The sequence below is a fragment of the Pantoea sp. NGS-ED-1003 genome (genome assembly GCF_000738765.1).
GTDB lineage: Bacteria > Pseudomonadota > Gammaproteobacteria > Enterobacterales > Enterobacteriaceae > Pantoea > Pantoea septica.
The window spans coordinates 1-2,360 of sequence record NZ_JPQA01000028.1 but is presented as its reverse complement, the minus strand read 5'-3'; the positions used below and the strand labels follow the sequence as shown (position 1 = coordinate 2,360).

Annotated in this window: 5 protein-coding genes and 1 pseudogene; all 6 read right to left on the bottom strand. The window is 56.6% G+C overall.

Going from position 1 to position 2,360, the window contains the following annotated elements:
• Positions 1–297 (bottom strand): annotated as a pseudogene (locus JS46_RS22510) (hypothetical protein); the annotation flags it as partial.
• Positions 294–800 (bottom strand): hypothetical protein, encoded by a 507-nt coding sequence (locus JS46_RS22505; protein ID WP_033756024.1) that lies wholly within the window; start codon positions 798–800, stop codon positions 294–296. The gene JS46_RS22505 and the pseudogene JS46_RS22510, both read right to left, overlap by 4 nt.
• Positions 793–1,182, bottom strand: coding sequence for a phage head closure protein (locus tag JS46_RS22500; RefSeq protein WP_033756022.1), 390 nt, complete (start codon positions 1,180–1,182; stop codon positions 793–795). Before JS46_RS22500 ends, JS46_RS22505 begins: the two co-directional genes overlap by 8 nt.
• A 1-nt stretch (position 1,183) precedes the next feature.
• Positions 1,184–1,513 (bottom strand): head-tail connector protein, encoded by a 330-nt coding sequence (locus JS46_RS22495; protein ID WP_033756025.1) that lies wholly within the window; start codon positions 1,511–1,513, stop codon positions 1,184–1,186.
• 9 nt (positions 1,514–1,522) lie between these two features.
• The gene (locus tag JS46_RS22490) at positions 1,523–1,813 is read right to left on the bottom strand and encodes a hypothetical protein (RefSeq protein ID WP_033756021.1); all 291 of its coding nucleotides are present in this window, start codon (positions 1,811–1,813) and stop codon (positions 1,523–1,525) included.
• 41 nt (positions 1,814–1,854) lie between these two features.
• A partial coding sequence (locus tag JS46_RS22485; protein ID WP_033756019.1) for a phage major capsid protein occupies positions 1,855–2,360 on the bottom strand: 506 nt, incomplete at its 5' end.

Sequence of the window (2,360 nt, the reverse complement as noted above, 5' to 3'; positions counted from 1 at the left end):
CGCCTTCCAGATTTGCTGCCGCACATCATGCACGGCGTCATAACCGGCCGCCTGACCGCGCTCATCGCGCGTATTGTCGAGAACCACTACGACAGCAAATCCTTCGGTCACGTTCTGCCAGTAGTCGGTCAGGGACTTCTGCTCAGCTGTGACGTCCTCAGTCGGCACCACATACGCCGCCGGCAGACGCATCTTGCCGGTTTCGGGGATGGCTTTAAACTCGGCAGCCCCGGCCACGTTGCCCGCGAACATGGGACATCGCGCCCGGAGTGCGGCGATCACCAGTGATAGCTTCATTTCTTTTTCCTTTCGGGACGAAGTGAGGTGCGCAGTGCCCGGCTCAGCACATAGCGCGTCCACGTTTTGCGAGCCTCCAGCACTTCCGTCATGTAGTTTTTACGCGGTGCAACCCGCCAGCCATTCCCTCCGGACTTGCCTTTGTGGTGGCTCTTTCTGCGCTTAGCGCCCCGCTTCACGCCGTAGAACAGGAAGGCCGGGTAAAAGTCACCATCAATAAGACGATTTCCCTCACCCCGCTTCTGGTTAGGCGCGATTCTCACCATCAGGCCCGGACGGCTTTTTGATGCTCGGGGAACGTAATAGCCGATTGACCGCGCAAGTCTGCCGGTTCTGAATCCGGGATACTCATCAGGAGATGATCGAGCACGACGCATAACCAGACGCCGGGCATCACGCATATGCACCTGACCAATCTGAATAAAGGCGCGGCGCATTTTTGCCCGGTTAAAAACGAGGTCTTTGGGCTGCTGAAAATCAACGTGCAGAAGCGGCTTAGCCATACATCTCTCCGTCGCTGTCTACAGCCCTCAGCTCCTCACACTCCATCAGCAGGTAACGACCGGCTGAGTTGAGGTCGCGCAGGCGTTTAACGCGATACACGTAACCGCTGTAAACCACCTCAAAATCTGACGTTATCCCTTGGCGATAACGGATGATCATGTAGTGGGTTATGGTGTCATCAGCCTGAACAGATTCGTGATAGGTGGTAGCACCCACCTGCCGGACCTTCGCCCACACGTTCTTTTCATTCTGATAGACCGGCTCGGTGCCGTAATCAGCCGCCGCCTGGTCGATACGCTGGCGCAGGTGAATGCGCTTATTCAGCTCACCTGGATCGGGGAGCGTATAGACGGCACTGGTATTTGATGAGCGTCGCTGCATGCTAGTACCCCGACACCGGCAGGCGCCGAGAATAGAGCAGGAACTCAAACGCCTGGGGCGTCTCCGTCATCTCCAGCTCTGAAACTGAACTGCGATGCTCATACCAGTGGCTGACCAGCATCAGCAGCGCAAGCCGGATATCTTCAGTAATAACCATGCCATCGGTATCCAGCGGTGCAATATCAGCCACCGTTTTATACAGATTGCGGTTTAGGTAGGTCACCGCCTTCGCCTCTGCCGCCAGCGCCAGCAGCTCAAGTAGCCGATCTTCTTCGGTGAAGTCACTTTCAAGACGGCACTGCAACCGGATTTCTTCTAGAGTCAGCAGCATGGCCATGCCTTATTTTTTGGCTTTTTCCTTCGCCTCAGCTGCCGCTTTCGCGCTGGCTTCAGCGTCCGCTTTTTCCTGCGATTCAGAAGCTTTTGCTTTGGCCTCTTCTTCAGCCTTCGCAAGCGCTTCAGCTTTTTCTTTCGCCTCAGCTGCCGCTTTCTCCGCTGCGCTGTCATCCACCTCACTGGCATAACCCAGCTTAATCAGCTCGCGACCGTGCTGTTCGGTGGTCTCAATGGTGTTGCCTTCGGATACGACCGTGCCGCCGAAGTAATTCGGTTTAATCAGAAGCAGTTTCATATTTTACTCCCGGGAAAGCGGCCCTGAGGCCGCTACCATGACTAACCAGCTGCAGGAGCCGGAGCGGTGAATGAACCATAAACGAACGCTTCAGGACGCTTAACGGCCAGCGCCAGACGCTCTTCGCAACGGATTGAGATCATATTTTTCTCAAAGTCGTCGGCGTTTTCGGTGGAGATGACCACGTTGGCATCTTCGCGGTCGAAAATCTGCGCACCGGCATTGAACGCGCCGGTCAGGAATTTACCCTGGAACGCAGCCGCTTCGGTCGCGACAACCGGCAGACCCCACAGGGTAGGACCGGTCAGCGCTGCCGGGTTCGCCAAAATGTAACGGCCCAGCGTATCCTTAGTCAGCTCGATCTTCGCCCAGTCTATGAAGTGAAGAACATGGCCGGAGGCCGGGAAGCGTGCCAGCTGCGCCTGCAGCATAGCCAGTCGCAGATCATCGATACCGCTCTGATTCGCCACGGTGAAGGCGGCAGCGTATGCAGATGCCTGCGGTACGATACCGTTCAGGTGCGTGCCGGTGCCGTCACCGAACAGAA